General features: G+C 58.5%; 23 protein-coding genes and 1 tRNA gene. 17 read left to right on the top strand and 7 right to left on the bottom strand.

Features of this window, described 5'->3' with window-relative positions; all coding sequences use genetic code 11:
* Positions 1-5 precede the first annotated feature (5 nt).
* Positions 6-839: an SAM-dependent methyltransferase gene (locus ACN0SD_RS01320; RefSeq protein ID WP_417806409.1), complete on the bottom strand. Its 834-nt coding sequence runs from the start codon at positions 837-839 to the stop codon at positions 6-8.
* Between ACN0SD_RS01320 and ACN0SD_RS01315 the strand changes: the two genes are divergently transcribed.
* Genes ACN0SD_RS01315 through ACN0SD_RS01300 form a run of 4 tightly spaced genes read left to right on the top strand, consistent with a single transcriptional unit; the run spans position 838 to position 3169 of the window.
* Entirely contained in the window at positions 838-1602 is a 765-nt protein-coding gene (locus ACN0SD_RS01315) for a ComF family protein (protein WP_417806408.1), read from the top strand. The two genes, ACN0SD_RS01320 and ACN0SD_RS01315, sit on opposite strands and share 2 nt — an antisense overlap.
* Before the next feature lie 37 nt (positions 1603-1639).
* Positions 1640-1897 carry a glutaredoxin 3 gene (grxC, locus tag ACN0SD_RS01310; protein ID WP_417806407.1) on the top strand — a complete coding sequence of 86 codons (258 nt, stop codon included), beginning with the start codon at positions 1640-1642 and terminating at the stop codon, positions 1895-1897.
* Between the two features lie 4 nt (positions 1898-1901).
* Positions 1902-2732 carry a carbon-nitrogen hydrolase family protein gene (locus ACN0SD_RS01305; RefSeq protein WP_417806406.1) on the top strand — a complete coding sequence of 277 codons (831 nt, stop codon included), beginning with the start codon at positions 1902-1904 and terminating at the stop codon, positions 2730-2732.
* The gene (locus ACN0SD_RS01300; RefSeq protein ID WP_417806405.1) at positions 2729-3169 is read left to right on the top strand and encodes a MarR family winged helix-turn-helix transcriptional regulator; all 441 of its coding nucleotides are present in this window, start codon (positions 2729-2731) and stop codon (positions 3167-3169) included. Before ACN0SD_RS01305 ends, ACN0SD_RS01300 begins: the two co-directional genes overlap by 4 nt.
* 355 nt (positions 3170-3524) lie before the next feature.
* Here the strand turns inward: ACN0SD_RS01300 and ACN0SD_RS01295 are convergent, their stop codons facing one another.
* The 4 genes from ACN0SD_RS01295 to ACN0SD_RS01280 all read right to left on the bottom strand — a co-directional run bounded on the left by ACN0SD_RS01295 (position 3525) and on the right by ACN0SD_RS01280 (position 6020).
* Entirely contained in the window at positions 3525-4628 is a 1104-nt protein-coding gene (locus tag ACN0SD_RS01295; protein WP_417806404.1) for a site-specific DNA-methyltransferase, read from the bottom strand.
* Between the two features lie 100 nt (positions 4629-4728).
* Complete coding sequence (locus tag ACN0SD_RS01290; RefSeq protein WP_417806752.1) at positions 4729-5364, bottom strand: ribonuclease HII; 636 nt, start codon at positions 5362-5364, stop codon at positions 4729-4731.
* A 106-nt stretch (positions 5365-5470) separates the two neighbouring features.
* Positions 5471-5848 (bottom strand): hypothetical protein, encoded by a 378-nt coding sequence (locus ACN0SD_RS01285; RefSeq protein WP_417806403.1) that lies wholly within the window; start codon positions 5846-5848, stop codon positions 5471-5473.
* A 28-nt stretch (positions 5849-5876) separates the two neighbouring features.
* Positions 5877-6020: a hypothetical protein gene (locus tag ACN0SD_RS01280; RefSeq protein ID WP_417806402.1), complete on the bottom strand. Its 144-nt coding sequence runs from the start codon at positions 6018-6020 to the stop codon at positions 5877-5879.
* On the opposite strand from ACN0SD_RS01280, the gene ACN0SD_RS01275 reads away from it, so the two are divergent.
* From ACN0SD_RS01275 to ACN0SD_RS01260, 4 genes are all read left to right on the top strand, one after another.
* Positions 6019-6300, top strand: coding sequence for a hypothetical protein (locus ACN0SD_RS01275; protein ID WP_417806401.1), 282 nt, complete (start codon positions 6019-6021; stop codon positions 6298-6300). The genes ACN0SD_RS01280 and ACN0SD_RS01275 overlap by 2 nt on opposite strands.
* Positions 6272-6976, top strand: a complete 705-nt coding sequence (locus tag ACN0SD_RS01270) for a hypothetical protein (RefSeq protein WP_417806400.1) — start codon at positions 6272-6274, stop codon at positions 6974-6976. Before ACN0SD_RS01275 ends, ACN0SD_RS01270 begins: the two co-directional genes overlap by 29 nt.
* Positions 6977-7039: 63 nt before the next feature.
* Positions 7040-8134 (top strand): carboxynorspermidine decarboxylase, encoded by a 1095-nt coding sequence (gene nspC / locus ACN0SD_RS01265; protein WP_417806399.1) that lies wholly within the window; start codon positions 7040-7042, stop codon positions 8132-8134.
* Between the two features lie 48 nt (positions 8135-8182).
* Positions 8183-9430, top strand: a complete 1248-nt coding sequence (locus ACN0SD_RS01260) for a saccharopine dehydrogenase family protein (protein WP_417806398.1) — start codon at positions 8183-8185, stop codon at positions 9428-9430.
* Positions 9431-9488: 58 nt separating this feature from the next.
* Here the strand turns inward: ACN0SD_RS01260 and ACN0SD_RS01255 are convergent.
* A tRNA-Arg gene (locus tag ACN0SD_RS01255) sits at positions 9489-9565 on the bottom strand.
* Between the two features lie 261 nt (positions 9566-9826).
* On the opposite strand from ACN0SD_RS01255, the gene ACN0SD_RS01250 reads away from it, so the two are divergent.
* Entirely contained in the window at positions 9827-10855 is a 1029-nt protein-coding gene (locus tag ACN0SD_RS01250) for a LacI family DNA-binding transcriptional regulator (protein WP_417806397.1), read from the top strand.
* A 37-nt stretch (positions 10856-10892) separates the two neighbouring features.
* On the opposite strand, the gene ACN0SD_RS01245 is transcribed toward ACN0SD_RS01250, so the two are convergent.
* Positions 10893-11714 (bottom strand): ABC transporter permease, encoded by an 822-nt coding sequence (locus ACN0SD_RS01245; protein ID WP_417806396.1) that lies wholly within the window; start codon positions 11712-11714, stop codon positions 10893-10895.
* Between the two features lie 128 nt (positions 11715-11842).
* Between ACN0SD_RS01245 and cysQ the strand changes: the two genes are divergently transcribed.
* The 8 genes from cysQ (at position 11843) to ACN0SD_RS01205 (ending at position 20822) form a co-directional block, all read left to right on the top strand.
* Positions 11843-12640, top strand: a complete 798-nt coding sequence (gene cysQ / locus ACN0SD_RS01240) for a 3'(2'),5'-bisphosphate nucleotidase CysQ (RefSeq protein WP_417806395.1) — start codon at positions 11843-11845, stop codon at positions 12638-12640.
* On the top strand, positions 12640-13440 hold the full coding sequence (locus tag ACN0SD_RS01235; RefSeq protein ID WP_417806394.1) for a 3-deoxy-manno-octulosonate cytidylyltransferase family protein: 801 nt from the start codon (positions 12640-12642) through the stop codon (positions 13438-13440). The genes cysQ and ACN0SD_RS01235 overlap by 1 nt, the downstream gene beginning before the upstream one ends.
* A gap of 193 nt (positions 13441-13633) precedes the next feature.
* The gene (gene galU, locus ACN0SD_RS01230) at positions 13634-14527 is read left to right on the top strand and encodes a UTP--glucose-1-phosphate uridylyltransferase GalU (protein ID WP_417806393.1); all 894 of its coding nucleotides are present in this window, start codon (positions 13634-13636) and stop codon (positions 14525-14527) included.
* A 2-nt stretch (positions 14528-14529) separates the two neighbouring features.
* Positions 14530-15516, top strand: a complete 987-nt coding sequence (gene galE / locus ACN0SD_RS01225) for a UDP-glucose 4-epimerase GalE (RefSeq protein ID WP_417806392.1) — start codon at positions 14530-14532, stop codon at positions 15514-15516.
* A gap of 19 nt (positions 15517-15535) precedes the next feature.
* On the top strand, positions 15536-16555 hold the full coding sequence (locus tag ACN0SD_RS01220; protein ID WP_417806391.1) for a glycosyltransferase family 2 protein: 1020 nt from the start codon (positions 15536-15538) through the stop codon (positions 16553-16555).
* 174 nt (positions 16556-16729) lie between these two features.
* Entirely contained in the window at positions 16730-17707 is a 978-nt protein-coding gene (locus ACN0SD_RS01215) for a glycosyltransferase family 2 protein (RefSeq protein ID WP_417806751.1), read from the top strand.
* 12 nt (positions 17708-17719) lie between these two features.
* On the top strand, positions 17720-19417 hold the full coding sequence (locus ACN0SD_RS01210; protein ID WP_417806390.1) for a beta-1,6-N-acetylglucosaminyltransferase: 1698 nt from the start codon (positions 17720-17722) through the stop codon (positions 19415-19417).
* 4 nt (positions 19418-19421) lie between these two features.
* Complete coding sequence (locus ACN0SD_RS01205) at positions 19422-20822, top strand: nodulation protein NodH (protein ID WP_417806389.1); 1401 nt, start codon at positions 19422-19424, stop codon at positions 20820-20822.
* Positions 20823-20843 lie beyond the last annotated feature (21 nt).

The raw sequence follows: 20843 nt of genomic DNA, 5'->3' as shown, positions 1-20843 counted from the left end.
GCCAATCAATGGCCCGGCTTGTCACCCGTTGGAATTTCCATCGTGCCCAGCGCGTCGGCCAAACGTTTCGCGGCTGATCCGGGGCGCAGTGGTTTTTGCTGTTTGGGATGGGGTTTCCAGCCCGTCAGCCAGACCATCTCAAACGTGGCGCGCACGCGGCCATCGGGCTCGCGATAGGTATCGGAATAGATCCGCAGCGCCTCAGCCATCACGTCGCGGCGGGTGAAATGGCGGCTGCGGGCGGCAAGCGCGTTGGTCTCGCCCATGGCGCGCAGATCGCTAAGCAGGCGTAGCGGCGTCTCGTAAGTCACCTTACGCGTCACCGCATCCGCCACCGGCAACGCGAACCCAGCCCGCCCGAGCAAAGCCCCAAGGTCGCGAATTTCGCCCATTGGCAGAACGCGCGGGCTAAGGCCGCCGGTGATCTCTGCCTCGGCCTGCGCCAGCGCCGCGCGCAGCTCGTTCAGGGTCTGGCCGCCAAACATCACCGCCAAAAACAGTCCGTCGGGTTCTAGCGCATGGGCGGCCTGCACCATCTGACCGACCGGATCATTCGCCCAATGCAAGCACATCGCGTTCACGACCAGATCATGCGCGCCTGCCTGCAAATCAAGCAGGTCGCTATCGGCCACAATCTTGGCGTCGGGCAGGATATTTTGCCACGGCTCGGGAAAAGCGGTGATTACGGCGGGTGCTGTAAAGGTTCTGTTAACCTCTTGGAGCCTTTCATACAGCTCATCGGCCGCATCCTCATGCAAGAACAGCTCGGGGGCGCGCGCGGCGCGGGCGCGTTGGCGCATCAAGGCGGCGCGGTCGGTCAAGAGGGGCGGTATGTTCATGGCTGAGACAGGTCTTAGCGTGCTTCGCGCACGGATGCTAGCGGGAGGGATGCATGCGCTGCACGCCGTTTTCCCGCCGCGCTGCATTGCCTGCGGCGAAGAGGTCGGGTCTGATTTCGGATTGTGCCTGACCTGCTGGGAGCAGACGAGTTTCGCCAGTGGAACGGCGTGCGACGCTTGCGGGGTGCCGCTGCCCGGTGATGATCCGACCGAGGCGGTATTCTGTGATGACTGCCTGACCCACTCGCGACCTTGGACACGCGGGCGCACCGCGATGATGTATTCCGGAGTCGGGCGCGATCTGGTGCTGGCATTCAAACATGCGGACCGGCTTGATCTGGTACGCCCAATGGCAGGGTGGATGGCGCAGGCAGCGCGCCCCTTGATCACCCCCGAAACGCTGATTACGGCGATCCCCCTGCATCGCTGGCGATTGCTGAAACGGCGCTACAACCAATCCGCGCTACTGGCACAGACGATAGCGCGGATCACCGGGCGCGAGGGCTGCGTCGACTTGTTGCTGCGCACTCGAAACACCCCCAGCCAAAAGGGTCACGACCGCAACGCACGGCTTGCCAATCTCGCCGATGCGATCACTGTAAACCCGGCACGCGCCGATCAGATCGCGGGACGCAACGTGCTGATTGTGGACGATGTGATGACCTCGGGGGCGACGCTGGGGGCGGCGACACAGGCGGCCATGCAAGCTGGTGCTGCCCGAGTTGACGTTGTGACACTGGCGCGCGTTGCGAAGGCGCCCTAAATCCCTATAGTCGAGCCGACTTGAAAGGGACTTTCGCATGAAGCGCGTCGAGATCTATACGACCCGAACCTGCCCGTTTTGCATCATGGCCAAGCGCCTGCTGGATCAAAAAGGTGTTGCCTATGAAGAAACCGATGTGGGCCGCGACCCGCATCTGCGCGCGCAGATGATGCAGCGCGCCAAGGGTGGGCGCACGGTCCCCCAGATTTTCATCGATGATCAGCCGATTGGCGGCTGCGACGAACTGCACGCGCTTGACCATTCGGGCAAGCTTGATTCGTTGTTGGCGGGGTGACGCGATGAAGGCCGCTCTGGTTCAGCTTTCTGTCACCGATGACCCGGTCAAGAACCTGCCGGTCACGCTAGAGTTCATCCGTGAAGCTGCGGCCGGAGGCGCGCAGATGATCGCCACGCCCGAATGCACCAACCTAATTTCCTCAGATCGCGCCTACCAGCGCGAGGTGCTGCATCACGAACATAATGACCCCACGCTGGCTGCGATGCGGCAAGAGGCGGAACGGCTGGGCGTCTATGTCCTGATTGGCTCGCTGTGTCTGAAAACAGAGGATGATGACGGACGCTTCGCCAACCGATCTTTTCTGATCGGACGCAAAGGGGCCATCAGGGCGAGTTATGACAAGATTCACATGTTTGATCTCGATGTGTCTGAAACCGAGCGTTACCGCGAATCAGAGGGCTATCGCCCCGGCAAACAGGCGGTGCTTGCACCCTCGAAATACGGTCTAATCGGGATGTCAATATGCTACGATTTGCGCTTTCCCCATCTGTATCGCCAACTCGCACAGGCCGGAGCAAAGATGCTGACGATTCCGGCGGCTTTTACTGCGGGCACCGGGCGTGCCCATTGGGAAGTGCTGGTGCGGGCGCGCGCGATTGAAAACTCGTGCTTCGTCCTCGCGCCGGCGCAATGTGGCACGCATGGCGCGCACGAGGGGCGCCCACGCAAAACCTGGGGACATTCGCTGGCAGTGAACCCTTGGGGCGATGTGTTGGCCGATGGCGGCACTGAGCCGGGAGTGAGCCTTGTTGATATCAATCTGGATGAGGTCGAAACGACACGCGAGCGCCTGCGCTCGCTGTTTCACGACCGGAGCTATGAGGCACCGTGAGCCAAGATCCCGATCCCCTTGCCGCAGCCCTGTTCGCCGAGGTCTTCATGGCCGACCAGTTGGCGCGCAATGTGGTCAGCCGCGCGCTGCCCAAAGGGATGGAAATCTCACATTTTTCGGTGCTCAACCTGCTCAGCCACATCAATGAAGAACGCACGCCCGCACAGTTGGCCGAGGCGCTGCATGTCACGCGCGGCGCAATGACCAATACGCTTGCCAAGCTGGAATGGGCGGGACATGTGCATGTCCGCCCCGATTGGGATGATGCGCGGCGCAAATGGGTGTCGCTGTCGCCCTCGGGTCGGCGGGCCCGCGATAGCGCGCTGGCGTCGTTAATGCCGATCATTGGCGGGATCGTGCGCGATCTGGGCCCCGATAAAGTGCGCGCAACCTTGCCGGTCTTACGCGAATTGCGCGCGCGGCTGGAAGAAAGCTGACCGGATTGGGGGCGCTGCCCCCGGCCTGCGGCCTCCCCCGGGATATTTTAATCAAGAGGAAGAAAAAACGCCCGGCTCGGGCCCGTCTTTGGGTAGCAAGGCCGGGCGCTTCCCCTTGAACGGCCATCGGCGTCCCCGCCTGTTCCGTAGGGCCAAGCTCGCCTGATTCTGGTAAAGAAAGCCCTAACTTCCTCTTGATCGAAATATCCCGGGGGTGAATGGCGCAGCCAGAGGGGGCAGCGCCCCCGTTTTCCTTCAAACGCAAAAGGCCCCGTCGCTTTGACACGACGGGGCAAGGCTGTGCCTGAGGGCGACCCTCAGGCACTGGCGGTAAACTTTGTGGTTAGTATGAAGCTCAGTTCATTTCGGCGCGGATCTGTTGGCGCAGAAGGTCGATGGGAACCTGTTTGCCATCGCGCTTAAACGTCCAGTAGGTCCAGCCATTGCAACTGGGCGCACCTTCGAGATGGGCACCCACTTGGTGGATCGAGCCTTTGACATCATCGCCTATCAGCGTGCCATCGGCGCGCACCTTGACCTTGTGACGCCCGTTCATCGAAAACAACTCTTCGCCCGGGCGCAGCATGCCGCGTTCTACCAGTTGACCGAAGGGTACACGTGGTTCAGAGCGCTTCGAGGTCGAGACCTCTAGCGCCTCGCGGTCGAATTTGCGGATTTTTGACAGACGTTTCTGCGCGACTTCGCGGTAGCTTTCCTCGCGCTCGATGCCGATAAAATCACGGCCCAACATTTTCGCCACGGCCCCCGAAGTGCCGGTGCCAAAGAACGGATCCAGCACAACATCGCCGGGGTTAGTAGTGCCTACGATAAGGCGATGCAGCAGGGCTTCGGGTTTTTGCGTGGGATGGGCTTTGTCGCCGTTTTCATCCTTGAGACGCTCACCGCCATTGCAGATCGGGATCACCCAATCCGAACGCATCTGAATACCCTCGTTCAGCGATTTCAGCGCCTCGTAGTTGAAGGTGTATTTCGCGCCCTCGGCCTTTGAGGCCCAGATCAGCGTTTCATGCGCGTTGGTCAGGCGTTTGCCGCGGAAATTCGGCATCGGGTTCGATTTGCGCCAGACCACATCATTGAGAATCCAAAACCCTTGGTTTTGCAACTCGGCGCCCATTCGGAACACGTTGTGATACGAGCCGATGACCCAGATCGCACCATTGGGTTTCAGGATACGACGCGCGGCGGCCAGCCAGTCGCGGGTAAACTGGTCGTAATGCGCGAACGAGCCGAATTGATCCCACGCGTCATCCACCGCGTCGACCTTGGAATTGTCGGGCCGATGCAGATCGCCGCGCAATTGCAGGTTGTATGGTGGATCGGCAAAAATCAGGTCAACGCTACCCTCGGGCAGGCTGTTCATTACCTCGATGCAGTCACCTGCAAGAATCTGGTTCAGGGGCAGCGCATTGCGCGCCGCCGGGGTCTTGATTTTGGTCATACTCGCCTCTTTCTGCCCGCCTATCGGGTGTCGGCTTTTGCGCCGATCTATGCAGTCCAAGATGAGTCAAAGGCGATTCGCAGTCAATTTCTTTTTTGAATCAAGGGGTTATAGATTTCACTTGGCACAAGATATTGTGGACGGGCTTGAACGAACGTCTATGAACGGGGGTTACCCCCAAATCTAGGAGCGCTTGCAGATGGTCCTTGGTCGGGTAGCCCGCGTTGCGTTCCCAGCCATAGCCCGGATACTGTTGCGCCAAATCCACCATCAGCAAATCGCGTGCTTCTTTGGCAAGAATTGAGGCCGCCGCAATCGATACAGAACGGCCATCGCCTTTCACCACGGCTTCGGCTGAGAGGTCAAGGTCGCGCGGAAGGCGGTTTCCATCGACCAAGACGTGATCGGGGCGCTTGGGCAGTCCCGCAACCGCGCGGCACATCGCCAGATGCGAGGCTTGCAGGATGTTGATCTCGTCGATTTCCTCAACGCTGGCATGGGCGACGCAGAACTGCGCGGTTTGCATGATCTCGGCGGCAAGCTTGGCGCGTTTTGTCGCGCTGAGTTTCTTGGAATCATTCAGGCCTGCGGGAATGCTGGCAGGGTCCAGCACCACGGCGGCGGCGGTGACGGGGCCGCATAGTGGGCCACGCCCGACCTCATCGACGCCAGCGATCAGGGTGAAGCCGCGCGCAAGGGCGGCGCTTTCGAAGGCGTAATCTGGACTCTGTGTCATGGTGCCGGAATGCCCCGGATCGCGCGGGCGTTCAACGAAAAAAGCGGGGGCCATGTGCCCCCGCCCCTGCTCGATTGGTGCTCTTAAGTGGCACCTGCCAACTGGATCAGCGCCGCTCGTAACGCGTGCCGCGCTGGTTGTGTTGATCCCAGCGGTTGCGATTGTGGGCGTCGATGCGGCGGTCAACGCGGCGATCGATACGGCGGTCAATACGACGGTCGATGCGACGCGCATCATGGCGATCATCGCGACGCACTTCGCGATACACCACACGCGGAGGGGGCGGCGGCGCATGGCGCACATGGCGTTGATTGTTATTCGCCGAATCAAGGAGCAGCGCAGCCGCTCCGACCCCAAGGATAACCGTCAGTGCCTGACGATCCTTTTTGCCCAGCGCGGCAGCGGGGCTGGCCGAGATTCCAAACGTGCCCAAGGCCAGTGCAGAAGCCGTGAACAATGCGGTGATTTTGGTTTTGAGCGACATGATCGGTCCTTTCGGTGCAGCGACCCGTTCAGGCCGCATCGGTTGCGATGCCCCAACCCTCGCCCCAACCGCCATCGACAGGCAATAACGCCGCCTTGTTATCAGATATCAACCACGCCAACCCCCTTTCGCTATTGAATAACAGCGCCACTTTGCGCAACGTGATCGGCATGAAACAGCTCATCCTCATATGCGCCTTTATCGCCATCGCAGGCACGGCTCAGGCCGAGTGTTATGCCGATTACAAAGCCAAGCGCGACAACCCGTTGCAGTTGCAATATGGCGTTGCGAAAGTCTCGGACGGGGCGTGCTCGAAACAGAAGGCCGCGCGCGAATTAGCGCCGAGGCTGCGGGCTGCGGGCTGGACCTTGCTTACGGTTGTCTCCACATTCGGCCCCGAAGGCTTAGCGCAAAGGAAGGCCAGTGCCGGACCATTTTTCCTCCGTTACTGACAGCTTGCGGCTGGGTTCGCGCGCGGTCATCGGCGGGATTGCGGCGGTGGTCGCGATTCTCGCCGTGGCGGCGGGCTTGCTGTTTGCGGCACTCCCCGATGCAAACGCGTTCAACGCGCGGGTTGAACAGATTTTCGTGCAGAACAACAATCTGACCTCGCAGGCTGAGATCAAATTGCTCGAGGTGTTGGCGCAATCGGGCACGGCGTTTTCCGATGTGCTGTCGAGCTACCGGGTGATCATTTTCATCCTGCTGATCTTTGCGGCGGCGCTTTTGATCGTCACGCTAATCTTCTTACTGCTGCTGATCGGGCTGAATCGGCGCATGATCGAGATTCGTCGTGCCGGAATCGAGGTGCAATCCTTGCGCATCCTGCGCAGCGAGAACGCCGTGATGCTGAACGATATGGCGTTTTCTCTGACGCCCGCCGCGATTGAGACGCTCTCGGTTCTGGCCGAAGCGCGGATGGATGACGATATTCTCACGGGCGTGCAGATTGAGGCGATGATCTCGGGGCGCGATGCGGCTGATTGCGAAGAGGCGGCGGGCGCGACGCGGATCAAACGGCTGCGCGATGCGTTGGGAAATCAGCTGGTGACAGAGCTGCTGGTGCGCAATATCGCGCGTAAGGGCTATGCGCTGAGCGTCGCGAAAGAGGCGATCCGCGTCGATTGAGTCCGGTTGCACCGCTGTCACATGCGTCCTATATCCCGTGCCTGTTCTGCCGAGGGAAACGCCATGTCCGACACGCCCTTCTACCTTATCGACGAGACGCGCCTGCTTGCGAATATGCGCAAGATCGAACGCCTGCGCGACCGCTCGGGGGCGAAGGCACTGCTGGCGCTGAAATGCTTTGCCACATGGTCGGCGTTTGACATCATGCGCCCCTATCTGGATGGCACGACCTCGAGTTCTTTGTTCGAGCTACATTTGGGGCGTGAGAAATTCGGCAAGGAAACCCACGCCTATTCCGTGGCGTGGACGGATGGCGAAATCGACGAGGCGATCGGTTACGCCGACAAGATTATCTTCAATTCGCTCAGCCAGTTGGACCGTTTCGGCGACAAGGCTGCGCATATCGAACGTGGTCTGCGGCTCAACCCGCGGTTTTCGACCAGCGGTTTCGATCTGGCCGACCCGGCACGGCCGTTCTCGCGGTTGGGTGAATGGGATACCGAACGGCTTGAGGTCGCGATGGGGCGGATCTCGGGCGTGATGATCCATTATAACTGCGAGAATAGTGACTTTGCGCTGTTCGATCATCAGCTTGGCCGGATCGAGGCGGAGTTTGGCGATATCCTCAAGCGGCTCGATTGGGTCAGTCTGGGCGGCGGTATTCATTTTACCGGCGAGGACTATCCGCTGGATGATCTTGCAGATCGGCTGAAACGGTTTTCCGACGATTTCGGCGTGCAAGTTTATCTGGAACCCGGCGAGGCGGCGATCACGCAAACCGCCAGCCTTGAAGTGTCGGTGCTGGATATTCTCGATAATGGCAAAAAAATCGCCATCGTGGACAGCTCGATTGAGGCGCATATGCTCGATCTGCTGATCTATCGCGAGACGGCGAAACTGCCGCAAAACGGCACGCATGAGTATCAGATCGCGGGCAAAACCTGTCTGGCGGGCGATATCTTTGGCGATGGCAAATTCGACGCGCCCTTGCAGATCGGCGACCGGATTTCGATTGCCGATGCGGCCGGCTATACGATGGTCAAAAAGAACTGGTTCAACGGCGTGACCATGCCGGCAATTGCGATTCGCCGTGCTGATGGCACGATTGAGCGGATCAAAGACTTCACCTATGAGGACTACCTGTCCTCATTGTCCTGAGGGCGCTTGCGCCCCCTTCCCCTGTCCAATCAAAAGGAGACAGCCGAAGTGAAAAAGAACGTTCTCATCATCGGAGCGGGCGGTGTCGCACAAGTCGTGGCCCATAAATGCGCGCAGAATAACGATATTCTCGGAGATCTTCACATCGCCTCGCGCACCATGGCGAAATGCGACGCGATTCTTGATAGCGTGCGCGAAAAGGGCGCAATGAAGGTCGAGGGCACGTTTGAGGCCCATGCGCTTGATGCGATGGATGTGGCCGCAACCGCCGATCTGATCCGTAAGACGGGCGCGCAGATCGTGATCAATGTCGGCTCGCCTTTCGTGAACAAATACGTGCTGGATGCCTGTATCGAGACCGGCGCGGCCTATATCGACACGGCGATTCACGAAGAGCCAGACAAGATCTGCGAGACCCCGCCGTGGTATGCCAACTATGAGTGGAAAAAGCGCGATCTCTGCGCACAAAAGGGCGTGACGGCGATCTTGGGGGCTGGGTTCGATCCGGGCGTGGTCAACGCCTATGCCCGCTTTGCCGCCGATCAGATGGATACGGTCAAATCCATCGATATCGTGGATATCAACGCAGGCTCGCACGGCAAGTATTTCGCGACCAACTTCGACCCCGAGATCAACTTCCGCGAGTTCACCGGCACCGTCTATTCTTGGCAGCAAGGCGCGTGGCAGGAAAACGCGATGTTCGAGGTCGGCCGCGAGTGGGATCTGCCGGTGGTGGGCAAGCAAAAAGCCTATATGTCGGGTCATGACGAGGTGCATTCGCTAGCCGCGAATTACCCCGATGCCGACGTGCGCTTCTGGATGGGCTTTGGCGATCACTACATCAACGTGTTCACGGTGCTGAAGAATATCGGCCTACTGTCGGAGCTTCCCGTTACCACTGCCGAGGGGCAAGAGGTCATCCCGCTCAAGGTGGTTAAGGCCTGTTTGCCCGATCCGTCTTCGCTGGCGCCCAACTACACTGGCAAGACCTGCATCGGCGATCTTGTGAAAGGCGTGAAAGAAGGCGCAGAGATTGAGTTGTTCGTCTATAACGTGGCCGATCACAAAGAGGCCTATAACGAAGTCGGCTCGCAGGGCATTTCCTACACGGCAGGTGTGCCCGCAGTCGCCGCCGCAATTTTAGTTGCGCAGGGCGATTGGGAGGCCAAGACGATGAAGAACGTCGAAGAGCTGGACCCGAAGCCGTTCTTTACCGTGCTTGCACGCATCGGCCTGACAACCCGCGTGCAGATCGGTGGTCTGGGCGGCGAAGACAAGGCTTGGACCGAAATCTGATCCACCCAAAATTACATCGAAAGGCCCGCCCAGTGTGGGCCTTTTTTTGTGTAGTGATTGGTGATCCCGGTTGGATTCGAACCAACAACCTGCCCCTTAGGAGGGGGCTGCTCTATCCAGTTGAGCCACGGGACCACGCGGCCCTTGATGGCGTCAAAGCAGCAATCGTGCAAGTGCGTGAGGGGATTGAAAACGAAAAGGGGAAGCGTATTGGCCCACCGCTCCCCCTTTTGGTACCTGTCCCGCGTGCGTTACATGCGCGTGAGCTAGGTGATGTCAGAAGTCGGATTGGCCGAAGCTCCCGGCTTCTGTTACCGCTAACATGACGCGCATCATTCGCTTGCGCAAGGGAAATGTTTGGCGCTAACAAGAATAACACCATCAAAGGATGTTTGCGTGACCCGCCCTCATGATCTCCGCCGCCCCCTAACTTTGCGCGATGTGTCCGAAGCCTCGGGGGTCTCGGAGATGACGGTCAGCCGGGTTTTGCGCAATCGCGGCGATGTGTCAGATGCGACCCGAGAAAAGGTATTGAAGGCCGCAAAAACGCTGGGCTATGTGCCCAACAAAATCGCGGGCGCGCTGGCCTCGCAGCGGGTCAATTTGGTGGCCGTGATTATCCCGTCGCTGTCCAACCTTGTTTTTCCGAAAGTGCTGTCAAACATATCGGATGAGTTGGAAGATACCGGGCTGCAACCTGTTGTCGGCGTCACCAATTACTCTCCTGAGAAAGAGGAACAGGTGCTGTATGAGATGCTGTCATGGCGCCCGTCCGGGGTGATCATTGCCGGGCTGGAACATACCGATGCCGCGCGCGCGATGTTGCGAAACACTGACATTCCGGTGGTCGAGATTATGGATGTCGATGGCGAGGGCATTGATAGCGTTGTCGGTATTTCGCATCGCCGCGCCGGGCTGCATATGGCCGAGGCGATCATTGCGGCAGGCTATCGCCGGATCGGGTTTATCGGCACGAAAATGCCCGAGGATCACCGCGCGCGCAAACGGTTCGAAGGGTTTAAAGAGGGTTTGGCAAAAGCCGGGGTCGCCTTGGCCGATGCCGAATTTTACTCGGGCGGCTCTGCCTTGGCAAAGGGTCGCGAGATGACCGACGCCCTGTTGAAACGCAACCCGAACTTGGATTTCATCTATTATTCCAATGATATGGTCGGCGCTGGCGGGCTGTTATATTGCCGCGATCAGGGGCTGGACGTGCCCAATCGGATCGGGCTTGCAGGGTTTAATGGACTTGATTTGTTGGACGGGTTCTCGCAACGGCTTGCCACGATGGACGCGTGTCGCGGCAAAATTGGGCGCAAAGCGGCCCAGATCGTGGCCGCGCGCTCGCAAGGCGGTCAAGCCACTGGCGAGGTGATTGAAATGGAGCCCGTGCTGCAACTGGGCGACACGATCCGAAAACTCTAAGAAACCACGGATAGCTCAAGGCACTCTGAGATCAGGCTTAGCGTTTCGCACCCCAGCTTAGCGAAGCATATTGGCGCGTGTAGAATTCACCCATCAAGCCGATCATCAGCAAGGCCAAGCCCACATATAGCGGGTATTCCCAGTTCGAGAAATGCGGGTTGTAGTTAATGAAAACATAGCCCCGCGCCTGATCAATCGTATGAAATAACGGGTTCCAGTCAAACAATACCAACATCTTATGAGGTAGATTATTGGCAAGAAACATCTTGCCAGAGGCGATCATATTTGCGCGCGAATAGACCTGTTGGATAATGCCAACCACGTCGGGCGCCCATGGCTTTGCCGCGAGCAACACCAATCCGATGGCCGCGCCCGTGAACCACGACAACAACACCATCGCCATCGCGCCAACCCAATTGTAAATCTCAATCGGTTGGAAGGCGACATGGTAGATGAACAGCACCACGAACATCGACAGTAACTGGATATAAAGCGAGCTGAGCGCCGCCGATGAAATTGAGATCGCGGTCGTCATAGGCGCGTGCTTCATCATCGCCGAGGTCGGCCCTTCGGCCCCGAACACGGCGCCCATCGCCTTGGTATGCGTCAAAAACAAGAAAATCCCGCTCATGACATAGAGCAGGAAATCCCCGCGAATCGCGTTGCCCCGCAGACCCAAAACGCCAAACATGATGTAAAATGTCGCGACCAAAAGCACGGTCTGGAACATATTCATGAGCAGCCCAAGCAGCGCGTTGCCATGCGACTTGCGCAGGTGCCGCACGGTCGCATGATAAATCAGCTCCAGCAGGCTGAAGGTTGATCCAATCGTGGAATTACTACGTCCTGCCTTGAACATGTTCTGCCATCCTGGCTGCCTGCGCCGACACTCTAAGCTAGAAACCTTGTCGTTCCCTTGACGGCGCATCATAAGGGAGGTGGGTAACCATAGCAATTAGGCCAGAATTGGGCCGAAATGGAGATGTGATGGATTTCGAACATCTGACACGCGTGATGCGCCGCTTGGCCCTCGAAGCGGGCGGCAAGATCATGGAAATCTACAACGCGCCCGAATTCGAGGTGAAATCTAAATCTGACAACTCGCCGGTCACCGAGGCAGATGAGGCTGCCGATGCGTTGATTGCAGCCGGGTTGCGCGCGGAATTTCCCGACATGGCGTTGGTCACCGAAGAACAGGCGGCTTCGCACGGTCAGACGGTTTCGACGTTCCTGATCGTTGATCCCCTTGATGGCACGAAGGAATTCGTCAAGCGCCGTGGTGATTTCACCGTCAATATTGCCTATGTCGAGGACGGCAAGCCGTTGCGCGGCGTCGTCTACGCTCCCGTGAAGGGGCGGCTGTTTTACACGCTCCCCGATGGCCGCTCGATTGAGGAAATCGGACCGAATTTCGACAAGGCAACTCCGGGCAAGCAAGAGCCGATCTCGGTTTCGGTGCCTGACAATCGCGCGCTGATGGTTGTCGCGTCAAAATCACATCGCGATCAGGCTACCGATGACTATATCGGCCAATATGCGGTGGCAGACCTGAAATCGGCGGGTTCGTCGCTGAAGTTTTGTTTGGTCGCCACCGGTGAGGCAGATCTTTATCCGCGCCTTGGTCGCACGATGGAATGGGACACCGCAGCGGGTGATGCGGTGTTGCGCGGCGCGGGAGGGCAAGTGGTGCGCTTTGACGATCATACCCCCTTCACATATGGCAAACCCGGCTTCGAAAACCCGTTCTTCATCGCCTATGCTCCTGGCGTTTTACTGGTAAAATAATGTCCGTTCTCATCGTTATTCCGGCGCGCTATGCGTCAAGCCGCTATCCCGGCAAACCATTGGTCGAATTGACTGGCGCGACGGGCGTTGCCAAGACCCTGATCCAGCGCAGCTGGGAAGCCGCAATGACGGTGACTGGCGTGGAACGCGTCGTCGTGGCGACAGATGATGCGCGCATTCGCGACGCCGCCGAGGCGTTTGGGGCCGAGGTAGTGATGACCTCGGAAAGCTGCCGCAATGGAACCGAGCGCTGCGCCGAAGCGGCGGCAAAACTGGGCGACGCTTACGAGATCGTCGTCAATTTGCAGGGCGATGCACCGCTCACCCCCGCTTGGTTCATCGAAGATCTGGTGGCTGGGCTGCGCGCAAATGCGTGGGCCGAATTGGCCACCCCGGTGTTGCGCTGTGAGGGCGAGATGCTGGCCAGTCTGCGCGAAGATCGCCATCACGGTCGCGTCGGCGGCACCGCGGCGGTATTTGGTGCGGGCAATCGGGGTCTGTATTTCTCCAAGGAGGTGATTCCCTACACCGCTGGAAGCTACCTGCCCCACGACCCGACGCCGGTGTTTCATCACGTTGGCGTCTACGCCTATCGCCCCGATATTCTCGCGCAGTATCCCGAATGGCACGTTGGGCCCCTTGAAGAGCTGGAAGGACTGGAACAGCTACGTTTTCTGGAAAATGGGCGCGCAGTTTTATGTGTTGAGGTCGAGGCGCGTGGGCGGCAGTTCTGGGAGCTGAACAACCCCTCCGACGTGCCGCGCCTTCAGGCGATGATGGCCGAAATGAAGCTGCCCTGATCGCGTCGAACCTGCAACGCTCGGGCTCCTTTCACGGGAAATGACCGAAATTCGCGCATCTGACATATAGATAGGCGATAAACGGCAAGCGTGCCGCGCGGCCCCGTGCTGCAACCTTGTTACCCGCCGCAATTACAGCCACAATGCGTTGAAAATTGGCTTCGGCCACTTGGAATCAACTTATAGGTGCAGTATGAAAAACAAGGTTACAAAGGCAATTTTTCCGGTTGCCGGCCTTGGAACGCGCTTCTTGCCCGCGACCAAATCGATCCCAAAAGAGATTTTGACGCTGGTGGATCGACCGCTCATCCAATACGCGATTGATGAGGCACGCGCGGCGGGCATCAAAGAGTTCATCTTCGTGACCTCGCGCGGGAAATCCGCGCTTGAGGATTACTTTGATGACGCGCCAGAGTTGGAAACCGCTCTTCGCAAGAAAAACAAAGACGATTTGCTGCAAGAGTTGAAGGCCACGAATATGGAATCCGGCGCCATCGCCTATGTGCGCCAAAACAAGCCGCTCGGTTTGGGTCACGCTGTTTGGTGTGCGCGCCGACTTGTGCACAACGAGCCCTTTGCCGTCATCCTCACGGACGACGTGATTGCCGCCGAAAAACCCTGCCTTCAGCAAATGATGGAGGCTTATGACGAGACTGGCGGAAATATCGTCGCCGCGATGGAAGTGCCGCGCGAGAAAACCTCATCCTACGGCGTGCTGGATTGCGACAGCGAAACCGGCGCGACTGTTAAGGTTAAGGGTATGGTCGAAAAACCCGCTCCCGAGGATGCGCCCTCGAACCTCGCTGTGATTGGGCGCTATATTCTGACGCCGAAGGTCATGCAGAACCTCAACAAGATGAAATCCGGCGCGGGGGGTGAGATTCAGCTCACCGATGCGATTGCGCAGGAAATCGATGAGGGCAATCCGGTCTACGGGTATCGCTTCCGCGGGCAACGCTATGATTGCGGCACCAAGGCGGGCTTTTTGCAAGCGACGGTCGCCTTCGGTCTGCAGCGCCCTGATCTGAAAGACGAATTCGGTGACTATCTGACCGATCTCATGTCGATGCGTCAGGCGGCCGAGTAACGATGTCCAAGCATGTTTTGGTCACCGGGGGTGCGGGCTATATCGGCGCGCATGCCTGCAAGGCCTTGCGCAAAGCGGGCTACATCCCTGTCTGTTTTGACAATTTTTCTACCGGCTGGAAACAGGCGGTCAAATACGGACCGCTCGAAGAGGGAGATCTGGCGGATCGCGCGCGCCTTGATGAGGTTTTCCAGCAGTATCAGCCGATCGCGGTGATGCATTTCGCCGCACTCAGCCTCGTGAGTGAATCGATGTCGAACCCGGCGAAATACTGGTCTGAGAACGTCAATAACGCCCTCAACTTGATCGAGGCGACGATTGCGGCAGACTGTGAAAACTTTGTCTTTTCCTCGACTTGCGCGACCTATGGCGATCAGGATGGCGTTGTTTTGAACGAGGACACGCCGCAACGCCCGATCAACGCCTATGGCGGCTCGAAACGCGCAATCGAGGATATGCTGCGCGATTTCGGGGCGAGCCATGGGCTTCATTCGGTGATCTTTCGGTATTTCAACGTCGCGGGCGCTGATCCCGATGGCGAAGTTGGCGAGCAGCATGTGCCCGAAACCCATCTGATCCCGCTAATGCTAGACGCGATTGATGGAAAGCGCGCGGCTTTGACGGTGTTTGGGTCAGATTACCCGACGCCCGATGGCACCTGCGTGCGTGACTATGTGCATGTCTGCGATCTGGTGGATGCGCATGTTTTGGGGCTGCGCTGGCTGGAACAGGATAAGGGCGATGCGGTGTTCTGTCTTGGCTCTGGCAAAGGGTTTTCGGTGCGCGAAGTGATCGACGCCTCGCGCAGCGTGACCAATCGCGATGTGCCGATTGTCGAGGGTGAGCGCCGTGCCGGTGATGCGGCCTCGCTGGTATCGGGTTCGCGACGCGCGCTGTCCGATTTGGGGTGGGCACCGCAACGCTCGGACATGGCGACGATGATCGCCGATGCGTGGCGCTGGCATCAAGCGCCAGAGTATGAATACTGACCCCCTGAAAGGGTCTGGTATGAGCGAAGACACAGGTTGGCGCGCGGCCTATCGGCTGCGCCTCAAGCGACGACAATTGCTGTGGCGCGCGCTGCGCAGTCGTCACGCATTGCGCACGCGACTTGACCAGACCCGCCAGATTGCGCGCGGCGATATCCTGTTATTCGCGACGATGCGCAACGAAGCGCAGCGCCTGCCCTATTTCCTGCGCCATTACCGGCAATTGGGCGTGCGCCATTTCCTGATTGTCGAGAATGACAGCACCGATGAGACCGTCGAAATCTTGCGCGCCCAGCCTGATGTTTCGCTCTGGAGCACGCAGCGCAGTTACCGCGATTCGCGCTTTGGGATGGATTGGCTGAACTGGCTACTGATGCGCTACGGGCGGGGTCACTGGTGCGCCACTGTCGATGCCGATGAGTTGCTGGTTTATCCCGATTGCGAGACGCGACCACTGCCTGCCTTGACCGATTGGCTGACGGCACGTGGTGCGCCCGCGATGGCGGCGATGATGCTGGATATGTATCCAGACGGGCCGCTATCCAGCGCGCGCTCCACGACGGGCGATGATCCGACGCAGGCTTTGCCGCTGTTTGATACCCAAGGCTACACTTGGGAAAGCCAGCCGCGTTTTGGCAATATCTCGATCCGGGGCGGGCCGCGCAAACGGGCGTTTTTTGCAAGCCAGCCTGATCACGCCCCGCATCTGCATAAGGTGCCGCTGATCAAATGGGATTGGCGCTATGCCTATGTCAGCTCGACCCATGTGGCGCTGCCGCGCATGCTCAACCGCGGCTTTGATCCACGCGGCGGCTTGCCCACCGGAGCTTTGCTACATTCCAAGTTTCTCGACGGCGCTTTGCAACGCGCACGCGAGGAAAAAGAGCGAGGCGAGCATTTCACCCATCGTGACCGCTACAACGCCTATTATGACGCGATTAGCGGCGATCCGGACCTGTCTTGTGATCACTCGGCGCGCTATACGGGGCCGGACTGTCTGATCCGCTATGGCTTGACGCGCACAGGCGACTGGACCTAGTGCCGTCAGCAGTTTACGCATGCGGAACTTATGCGTATTCTCAAGGTGATTTCTTGTGGCTAACGCGCCAAATGGGAAAAAAATAACAGACCGGTAACCAATTTCGGCTAAAAGACGTAAGTGCGGCAGAAGGAACGGGCTTTGGGATCGAGGGAGCTGATACAACTGCGTCGAATGCGCAGGTTTCGCCAGATACGCGCCTTTCGCAAACGACGTGAAATCGCCGGTATTGCGGATCGCACTGGCAAGATCGCTCCCGAAGATATTTTGGTCTTTGTCACGCTGCGCAACGAACGCATCCGCCTGCCCTATTTCCTGCGCTACTACCGTAACATGGGGATTCGTCACTTCCTGTTCGTGGACAATGACTCGGATGATGGGACGCGCGAATATCTGACCGAGCAAGAGGATTGCTCAGTCTGGGTCACCGGGGCATCCTACAAGGCAGCCAATTTCGGAATGGATTGGCTGAACCACCTGCTGCGCAAATATGGCACCGGGCATTGGACCCTGACTATCGACCCTGACGAGTTCTTCGTCTACCCGTTCAGCGATACCCGCCCGATCGACGCGTTGACCGACTGGCTCGATACTTACAGCATCCGGTCCTTTCCCGCTATGCTGCTGGATATGTATCCCAAAGGCCCGATTGATGCGGTGCCTTATGTCGAGGGGCAAAACCCGTTTGATCGCGCCTGCTGGTTCGACGCCGGGAATTACATGATCTCGCGCAATCCAATGATGCACAATTTGTGGATTCAAGGCGGCCCGCGCGCGCGCGTTATCTTTGCAGAAGAACCGCTAGCTGCCCCGTCGCTGAACAAAATTCCGCTTGTGAAATGGGAGCGTGGGTTTGTTTATACCTCATCGACCCATACGCTTTTGCCGCGCGGGCTGAACCACACCTACGACACCGGTGGCGGCGAGATGGTGTCAGGCTGCTTGATGCACGCGAAGTTCCTGTCGCCCCTGACCGAGAAGGTTGAGGAAGAATTGGATCGCGGCCAGCATTACGCAGGTTCGCGGGAATATCGCGCCTACGCTCAAACCATAGGCAAACAACCCGATTTGTGGTGCAAATGGTCGGAAAAGTATATCAATTGGCGCCAGCTCGAAATTCTTGGGCTAATGTCAAAGGGCAATTGGGCTTAGGGGACGACGCAAGTGACGGTCGGTTTCATCATGATGTGCCACACGGCGCTGGATCGCGCGGCGCAAGTTGCGCGCTACTGGGCGACCAGTGGTGCGCCGGTGGTGATTCACGTCGATGCCCGCGTCAGTGAACATGACTATTCCGCGTTGGGGCGTAGCCTTGCCGATCTCGAGGATATCTCGTTCTCGCGCCGCTACAAATGCGAGTGGGGAACCTGGTCTTTGGTGGCTGCCGCCCAAGCCGCGTCCGAGCAAATGTTGGAACGCCACCGCGAGGTGCGCCATGTCTATCTGGCGTCCGGTTCATGCTTGCCGTTGCGCCCGCTCAGCGAGCTGACCGACTATCTTGCCGCGCGCCCCTATACCGATTTCATCGAAAGTGTGACCACGACTGAGGTCGGTTGGACCGTCGGTGGAATTGATATGGAGCGCTTCACTCTGCGCTTTCCGTTCTCGTGGAAAAAGCAGCGCCGCTTGTTTGACCGCTATGTCGAATTGCAGCGTCGCGTCAAGTTCAAGCGACGTATCCCCGATGGCATGGTGCCCCATCTTGGCAGCCAATGGTGGTGCCTGACGCGCCAGACGCTAAGCGCGATACTGCAAGATCCCGATCGCGACATGTATGACCGCTACTTCAAGCGCGTCTGGATTCCCGATGAGAGCTATTTTCAAACGCTGACGCGACTTTATGCGACCTCGGTCGAAAGCCGCTCGCTGACACTGACCAAGTTCGACTTTCAGGGTAAACCGCATATCTTTTACGACGATCACTTACAGCTTTTGCGCCGCTCGGATTGCTTTGTCGCGCGCAAGGTCTGGCCCAAGGCGGATCGGCTTTACTCAACCTTCCTTGCACCTGGAAATGGCAGCTCGGTGATGGCCGAACCCAATCCAGCCAAGATAGACCGGCTCTTCTCAAAATCCATCGAGCGGCGCACCAAAGGGCGACCAGGCCTATACATGCAAAGCCGGTTTCCGAAAAAGGACCATGAGAACGGCAAGACTTCGGCGCCTTACTCAATCTTCCACGGGTTTTCCGATCTGTTTGAGAATTTCGATGGCTGGCTCGCGAAATATGTCGGGGCGCGGGTGCATGGCCATCTGTTCGCGCCCGAACGTGCCGAATTTGCCAGCGGCGAAGAGATGTTTAGCGGCTGCCTGACCGACAGCGCGGTGATGCGTGACTACAACCCGCGCGCCTTCCTGACAAACGTGATCTGGAATTCGCGCGGCGAACGTCAGTGTTTCATGTTCAGCCCGCGCGACAATCAGGACAATAACTGGTTCACCGCAACCGATCCGAATGCGCAGATTTCCGTTATTTCCGGCGCTTGGGCGCTGCCCTTGTCGCGGGTAAACGAGAATTTTGCAACGATCCGACGCGAGGCTGCGCGGTTGCAAAAGCGCGAGTTGGAGCATCTGGATATCCTGCGCTCAATGTATGTGAAGGCGCGCGTGCGGATCTGGTCGATTGCGGAGTTCATTGAAAACCCGATGGAGCCCTTGCAAACCATCATTGACGAAATCTCCCCTCGCAGCACCCGCCGCTTGACCGAGGCACCGCAGATGGTGGACCTGACGGGCTTTGGCCAGTTTCTGCAAAACCTTAAAAACCAAGGGATGCAGCCGCTTGTGATGGGTGATTTCCCCTTGGATGAGGGCGCGCGCCAATCCACGACACGGCGTGGCCGTCCCTATCTGGTGAAGTGAGCCGATGGCAAAATTCGAAACATTTGTCGTTTTTGCAGAAATGCGCACCGGGTCAAACCTGCTGGAAGCCGCGCTCAACGCGCTACCGGGCGCAACGTGCCACGGCGAGGCATTTAATCCCGTGCTGATCGGTTATCCCAATCGTAAGGATTTGCTGGGCGTCAGCCAAAGCCTGCGCGACAGCGACCCGATGGTGCTGTGGAAAGCCATCAAGCAAAGCGAGGGGCTGAACGGGTGTCGCTATTTCCACGATCACGATCCCCGCATGCTGTCGACCTTTCTGGAAGACCCGAAATGTGCCAAGATCGTGCTGACCCGCAATCCCATCGAAAGCTATGTTAGCCTCAAGATTGCGCAGGCAACGGGGCAGTGGAAACTGGGCGATGCCAAGCATCGCAAACCGGGCAAGGCGCGTTTTGAAGCAGCCGAGTTCGAGACACACCTCGAGGAATTTCAGAACTTTCAGATCACGCTGATGAACGCGCTGCAAAAATCGGGACAGACCGCATTTTATATCGACTATGAGGACGCGCAATCGGTTGAGGTGATTAACGGGCTGGCACATTGGCTGGGTGTGGATGGGCGGCTTGAGGCGATGCCCGACAGTCTCAAGGTGCAAAACCCCGAGCCGCTTGAGGCGAAGGTATCGAATTTTCCGGGGATGGAGGCGTCTCTGGCGCGGCTCGACCGGTTCAACCTGTCACGCACGCCCAATTTCGAACCGCGTCGCGGCCCCGGCGTGCCCGGTTTCATCGCCTGCAAAGAGGCGGGGCTGTTGTATATGCCGATACGCCCCGCGATGGATGCTCCAATCCGGGCATGGCTCGGCAAGATCGGCGGGCTGGAAGAGGGGTTTTCACAAAAGACGCTACGCCAATGGAAGCGGCGCCACACCGGCCATCGCAGTTTTTGCGTGCTGCGGCACCCGTTGATGCGCGCTCATCTGGCCTTTGCCGCCGTGCTGGAGTGGGACAATATGTTTGAGACCCGCGCGGTTCTGCGCAAAAGCTACAAGCTGGCGATTCCAGATGAAGAGCAAACGCTGGCGGCTGATCGCCACGCCGAGGCACTGATCGGGTTCATGGGCTGGCTCAAGGCCAATATCGCCAATCAAACAAGCCTGCCAGTGAATGCGCTTTGGGCGACGCAATCGGCGCTGCTGCAAGGCATCGCGCAATTCGCGCTGCCCGATCTTTTGGTGCGCGAAGATCGTATCGCGCTGGATCTGGACTATTTGGCGCAGAGCGTCGGGATTGAACATGCGCCCGAATTTGACGCCGCAGAGGTAGATGTCGCCGCCCTCAAGCTCGCCGAATATTGGACGCCCGATCTTGAGGCGGCAGCGCGTGAATGCTATCCGCGCGACTTCATGCAATTCGGTTTTGACGACTGGAAACGGAACTGAAAAAGCGCGCCCCGAAAGGCG

It is taken from the genome of Thioclava sp. (assembly GCF_048263065.1).
GTDB lineage: Bacteria > Pseudomonadota > Alphaproteobacteria > Rhodobacterales > Rhodobacteraceae > Thioclava.
The sequence above is the reverse complement of the archived record's forward strand: the minus strand, read 5'-3'. Positions and strand labels throughout refer to the sequence as shown.